This window comes from Thiocapsa roseopersicina (genome assembly GCF_900106925.1).
Classification (GTDB): domain Bacteria; phylum Pseudomonadota; class Gammaproteobacteria; order Chromatiales; family Chromatiaceae; genus Thiocapsa; species Thiocapsa roseopersicina.
Genome location: NZ_FNNZ01000057.1, coordinates 1 through 6,100 on the forward strand (window position 1 = coordinate 1; position 6,100 = coordinate 6,100).

The 6,100-nt window shown below is 60.3% G+C and carries 6 protein-coding genes; 1 reads left to right on the forward strand and 5 read right to left on the reverse strand.

Going from position 1 to position 6,100, the window contains the following annotated elements; all coding sequences use genetic code 11:
- Positions 1-407 precede the first annotated feature (407 nt).
- Positions 408-890 carry an FxLYD domain-containing protein gene (locus tag BLV04_RS23860; protein ID WP_093038601.1) on the forward strand — a complete coding sequence of 161 codons (483 nt, stop codon included), beginning with the start codon at positions 408-410 and terminating at the stop codon, positions 888-890.
- Here the strand turns inward: BLV04_RS23860 and BLV04_RS23865 are convergent.
- From BLV04_RS23865 to BLV04_RS23890, 5 genes are all read right to left on the reverse strand, one after another.
- A complete protein-coding gene (locus tag BLV04_RS23865) occupies positions 861-1,268 on the reverse strand; it encodes a helix-turn-helix domain-containing protein (RefSeq protein ID WP_093038603.1) in 408 nt (135 codons plus the stop codon). The genes BLV04_RS23860 and BLV04_RS23865 overlap by 30 nt on opposite strands.
- Positions 1,269-1,737: 469 nt before the next feature.
- On the reverse strand, positions 1,738-2,421 hold the full coding sequence (locus BLV04_RS23870) for a helix-turn-helix domain-containing protein (RefSeq protein WP_175534791.1): 684 nt from the start codon (positions 2,419-2,421) through the stop codon (positions 1,738-1,740).
- A gap of 372 nt (positions 2,422-2,793) precedes the next feature.
- Positions 2,794-3,000, reverse strand: a complete 207-nt coding sequence (locus tag BLV04_RS23875; RefSeq protein ID WP_342721929.1) for a helix-turn-helix transcriptional regulator — start codon at positions 2,998-3,000, stop codon at positions 2,794-2,796.
- Positions 3,001-3,891: 891 nt separating this feature from the next.
- The gene (locus BLV04_RS23885; RefSeq protein WP_093038609.1) at positions 3,892-4,353 is read right to left on the reverse strand and encodes a hypothetical protein; all 462 of its coding nucleotides are present in this window, start codon (positions 4,351-4,353) and stop codon (positions 3,892-3,894) included.
- Positions 4,354-4,700: 347 nt separating this feature from the next.
- Positions 4,701-5,915: a tyrosine-type recombinase/integrase gene (locus BLV04_RS23890; RefSeq protein ID WP_093038611.1), complete on the reverse strand. Its 1,215-nt coding sequence runs from the start codon at positions 5,913-5,915 to the stop codon at positions 4,701-4,703.
- Positions 5,916-6,100 lie beyond the last annotated feature (185 nt).

The following is a 6,100-nucleotide window of genomic DNA, read 5'->3' on the forward strand; positions in this document are numbered from 1 at the left end:
TCCGTGGGTTCGAATCCCACCCTCTCCGCCATATGGATTTACAACACGCTGTAAAAATTCACGTTTCTTCGGCCGATAGGCAATGCTCCCCACACCTCGCCCCACACTGGGACAGCGATAGGACCGTTTTCGACCTCGATTGACCCGCTTTCGAGCCGACGAGCGGTCGCTCCTCAGTCCCATGGCGCGACGACAATCCGACCGATCGCGACTCGACCGGGCGACTGCAACAGAATGACAGGCGGAGGAGATGCTTCGGAAAATTCGACATGTCACGGACCTGAATCCGATCGGTCAGTTGTGCCGTTCGCTTCGGTCGGGTTGCAGTTCGAAGCGCCTGAGGAAAAAATGCCTGCGGCAATCGGCTTCATCGCAACCTGCGACAGTCCACACGGAGGTATTGAAAAATGAAAGCTGCCGTTGCGTTGCTGAGTATTGTCGTACTGATTTTGATTGCGCTCTTGCTTGACTGCATGGGCCATTCCACGGATTTCGAACGATCGCTGCCAACCGTTCCTGACCAACCGCGAGCCGATTACCATAAGCCTCACGCCGATTTTTCGGGCATGACGTTCACTGTCACCGACGCGCAGTGGATCGATTATTTCGGCGATGTGCCAAGGGTTACGTTCCAAGTTGCGAACCCAACAGGGGAAGCGATCGACTATGTGGACATCAGTGTCCCATTTTTTGACGAGAACGGTGTTGAGATTGGACGCGACCGCAAAATATTGCATCCGCTCCAATCCAAGGACGCGATCGAGATCCGCGCACACTGCTATGGCTGTGAGCCCCGGCAGACTCGGGGCTGGAGCTATGCCGTTGACGTTAAACTGCAGATGGGCGGGGCTCAAACACGGCTATTTCGAGGCGAAATCCCCGACCGATGAATCGACACCAGTCACATCGAGTGAGCCGTTAGGCATGGACCCCCTGATCTGGCGGGAGATCCCGCTGGCGCTGAGAATGGCGACAGCCGCGCGCAGCCGCACGCTATGGTTCGAGCTGTTGGTCAACAGGGAGTCGAGCACGTCGAGCGCGCGATTCGTCAAATCGGTCATGCGCCCCATAACCTCTATGTTCGCCTTCGCGTGAAACGCCTGCACTAGTGCCCCGAACGGTGCCTTTCGCCGCCAGCGGGAAATGGTCGATTCATCAACCCCCACCGCTTGTGCCACTTCGACCGCCGCGCGGCCTTCGGCGAGCAGTCGGGCGGCTCGCGTTTGCTGGTCGGTGAGACCCGTCATCAGGTTGACCGGCTCGGTCATTTCGGTGTCCTCGGTGTGCAAGATTCAAGAGCGAACGTTTTTTGCACTTTTCCCTGCAACTCTCGCTGCAGTTTGCAGTTTTCTGATCGGCTTCGGAAGACTGGCCGGTCTGAGGTGCAGCCGAGCGCGGCCTGTCGGTCTTCCGGTGTCCATGCTTTGATCTGTGCCATGCCGTTACTCTGATTGCGTTAGGCTGATGACGGTATTGCCGTCGATGGTGGCGAGGGCGAGTTTCCGAGTGATGAGGATCATGATCGATGGCTGAACGCGAAAGCGGCCACACGGCGCACGCGTGCGCTGTCCCTTGTCTATGACCTACTCTTTGGTTGAATCATTGATAGAATCATGAGTAGTGGCTACCCCACCTTTTGGCGTGAATTACCCCACCTTCCGGCGAAAATTACCCCACCTTCTGCCGAAATTACCCCACCTTTCGACGTGGCGTAATTTTTACCCCGCCTTTCGGATGTCATGCCGCTGCCCTCCGTTGCTTGAGGATTGCTCTGCACGCTTGATGACTAGGTAGGCTCGATTTCTCGTTGCTCTCGATCCATTCGACCAGGATCGCTTGTTCGCCCGGCTTGTATTGCGCGAGCTGCCCCGCGTTTGTGTTTAGCCATGTTTTCGTGATGGTCGCGACGGATTTCCTGATGTCCGCCAAGCGGTAGAAGACACGCACGTCCAGCGCCGGGAATCGGTCGGTGTCGAAGTTGTCGATCAGGTATTCCTCACCGAGATAATCGCCCTTCGCCGCACGACGCTCGGCCTCCGCATCATCCCTTGGCGGCCATTCCTCGGTGATGCGGTGCTCGTCGATGGCGTCGAGTCGCTTGCGCTCGGCTCGCTTAAGGAAGTCATCGGTTGAAGGGTCGATGTGTTTCGGAAAATGCAGGGTGTATTCGTATCGCCGCCACCCTTGCCCACCTCGCTCTCGGAGCCTGCGTGCAATCCATCCTGCCGCGACCAGCGCGTCAAGGTGCCCGCCGACGGTCTTCTCGGTGAGAGCCGTCTTCTCCGCTATCGTCTCGATCGACGGGAAGACTCGGCCGTCGGGACTGGTCACCAGATAGTCGAATAAAACTTGAGCCACGGCCCGCTGAGCGACGCGAGCCGGCCCTTCATGCGACCAGATGGCCCACTGCCAGCGCCGCATTTCGACGCTGATCCGGTCGGTGCTAGACATCGGAGGCACCTCCCGTCAGCAGCCGACCACATTGCGGGCGCGCGGCCTGAGTCGCATAATGCGCATGCTGAAAGCCCTTCCTTGAACCGCGCCTCGATTCGCAGTCGAGCGCGGTTTCTGCTTTTTTGCCCATGCCTCACTCCCTGGACCCGGTCTGCACTCGGCCGAGCGCTGCTCTCGCCCTTGTAGACGTTGCCCTCGGCCGCACGGAATGCAGTGGACAACTCCAGTGCTCGCACGCATCGACCAACCGCCGCCAGTCGCCCCCCAAGAAGGCGCCTTCGACGCAGCGCTTGCACGCATCGGAGATCGCATTTTCGGCTCTCGTCATTGGATCCCCTCCTAGGCGGCTGCGTCCCGGTTGTCGAGCTGGAGCTGCTGCCAGCTTTCGACCTCATCGCTTGCCCAAGCGGACGCCCGCGCCGAGAGCCTGATCGGTGCAGGGAATTGGCCGAGTGCAATGCGCTTGTAAATAGCCGACTTGCGGAGTCCGGTCAGCTGGATAACTTGAGGCAGTCGCAAGAATGTCCTGGTCGCCATGGTTCCCATGTCATGAATAAAGCGTCATGCGGACAACGATAACCTCAGCCGGAATCGAGCGCAAACGGATGGGCGAAATAACCTGTTAATCGCCTACTTGCTATATTCTATGTCAAAGTTTATTGACACAACCCGCTCTTCTATTCGCTATGGTGTCTAGTTTGAATTACACCATTTGAATCTTTTCGGGCTGTTCATTGCCGACGGATGGAGCAGTGCCTTGCTTTAAGTTGCGCGCTGAGCTTTACTTTGGGCGAATCCGACGTAACAGGAGATGGAGTTGGAGATGTGCGCAATTCGGACTGGACTCGTGGCAATCGCCGTGTCATTCGCATTCTCGGCGTGCGTTAGGCTGCCGCCGACGCAAAGCGAAATCGCTAACGCGAAAGCGGCCCACGATGCCCGCGAAGCGCAGTGGCGCGAGCAGTCCAGGAAGGACGCAGATGATAGGGCGCGAGCCTCCTCGCTTGCCGAAGCGGTCAGACAGGAGGAGCTGAACAGAGAGCGGGCAATGGAGCCAGCTCCTGACGTTTACCCGGAATGTAGGGTCGGGCTTGCGTCGGGGATGGCATGCAGGACCGCGCGAGAATTGACAACCGCTCGCTCGGGAGGTCGCGTCGAGCCGCTACGGATAAGACCTGAAGACCTGAGTAGCTATGATCGAGGATGCGTCGACCTAAGACATAATTACGCCTATTTCCATCAAGGTTTTCGCGGAATCGGCGAGGCAAGCGGAGAGATGTATTTTGTCACTGCGCTTGTCGGCGGGCGTGTACCTGTAATGCTGCTGGTCGACCCCGCATGGATGGTTTGCCCAAGCGAGGATCTGCAGGACGCGATCCTTCGGGTCTTCATGAGCCCCTAGACCAAGCCGCGGAGACCTTCCGCGCGCCCGAAAACTTAAGGCGCAACAGGAGCAGATTGCCAGCGCCTGATGGCCTTCGATAGATTCGACACGGCGGGAGCGCGACCGACCATTGCCAGAATCGCTTTGTGGATCTCCGGGCTCGACCGGCCTTGAGCCGCCATGTCGACCGCCAGTTGCTGCACCTCGATCGGATATCCGCGGGTCGCGCTCGCGCCGGATGTCGCGTCGATCGGTGTCACTGTGACGGATGACGGCTCGACCGGGATGATCTTCACTTGTCTGCCGAGTCGGAGGAGCAACTCGATCGCGATGGCCTCGATTGGCGCGGTCTGACGATTGCGGAACGCGACCGGGAGCGCCTCTAAAAGCGCGGTATCGGGAGCGGAGCGGATATCCTCATCGTCGATCCCGTAGGCTAGGGAGCGCGCCCGCTGGCGGAGCGCCGCCTGCCGTTGTGCGGATGTCGTTCTCGGCGCCTTCGTCGAGTCGGTCATGTTGTTGTCACTGTGACGCGGATTGGTGGCCTCATTTTGTCACTGTGACGCGGAAGGTCAAGCGAGGAGCGCCTAGCGGCATTGTGAGCCGCTGGCGGGTCAGGTTGGTGTGGATTGCCGGGTCGGTGCCGGGAGGAGCGTCTCGCGCCGCTGGCGGCCTTCCTGCCGATGGGATGATGCGAGCATGGCGCGCTTTTTTTTCGATCGTGGCCGGCTACTTCTCGGCAACTTCGGCACCGCTTTTTTGGGGTGCAGGCGATAACTTCGCGCTGAGTTCATGGTCGAGCCATCGTCAACCTGCAGGAGATGCTCGTAGTAGATGTGCGGCTCGGTGCCGGGAGCGCGGCCTAGCCTGTCTGGCGGGTCGACAGGTCGATGACTTCTGCGGGCGCTCTGGTCACGAACGCGGACCAGTCAGTCATGAGCTTGCGCCGCTTCGTGAACAAATCGCCGCGAGCATAGGCTGCCTCGGTCTTATCGCCGTTGACGTGAGCAAGCGCCGCCTCTGCGACCTCGCGCGGGTGACTCGACACCTCGCCGCACCAGTCACGGAAGGTCGACCGGAAGCCATGCGGGACCGCTGCCGACTTCTCGCCGTTGACGCCGTGACCCAATCCGCGCATGAGCTGAAGGAGTGCCATGTTCGACAGCGGTCGACCTTGCCGCGCACCAGGGAAGACGAACGGATTACCCTCGATTCTCGGGAGCGCCTTCACGATGGCGAGCGCCTCATCGGATAGCGGAACCCGATGCTCTCGACCGGCCTTCATCCTGTCGCCGGGAATCGTCCAGACAGCCGCGTCAAGATCGACCTCGGACCACTGAGCGCCGATGACCTCGGACGTGCGGCACGCCGACAAGATGAGGAATCGCAACGCCTGCGAGGAGATGCTCGGGTTGCTCCTCAGCTCGGTCATGAAAGACGGGAGCGCCGGCCACGGCATCGCCGGGTGGTGCGTGACCTTCGAGACCTTCGTCGGTTTCGGGAGCAGGTGGTCGAGATGGCCCCGCCAGCGTGCCGGGTTGCTGGCGTCTCGAAACTTGCGAGCCGCGCACCAGTCGAGAATGTTTTCCATGCGACCCTGAACCCGCTTCGCCGTCTCGGTCTTCGTGGTCCAGATCGGTGACAGGACCGCGAGGATATCCTCGGTGCCGATGGTGTCGACCGGCTTCGAGCCGATGGCGGGTCGGGCGTAGGTCTTCAGCGTTGCGACCCACTGACGCGCGTGTTTCCGATTCGACCAGCCATGCCGGTGACTGCGGATGTACTGAGCCGCCGCAGACGTGAAGGTCGGGACCGTCGCCGTCTCGACCTTGCGATGCTCGATCGGGTCGATCCCGGCTCGCACCAGCGCCCGCGCCTTGCCCGCTTGCTCGCGTGCCTGTGCGAGCGTGACATCGGCCGCGCTGCCGAGCGCCATGTCGCGCCGCTTGCCGTTGAGCTGGAACCGCAGATACCAGCTCCGCGAGCCGGTCTTGCTCACGGACAGGATGAGACCCTCGCCGTCACTGTGCCGACCCGGTTTTGCGGTTGCTGCCGTGCGTGCCGTGAGATTGCCCATGTCATGCTCCATGTCGTTGTCACTGTGACAGCTAGGCGGGTCGCCCCACACCTCGCCCCACACTCAGACATGGATTGTAGCGGAGTCATACGGAAGACGTGAGACTTAAACCCTTGATGGATTAGGCTGCTTGTGACCCATGCGGACCCATGCGAACTACCTATCAGCGGACACCCTCTCCGCCA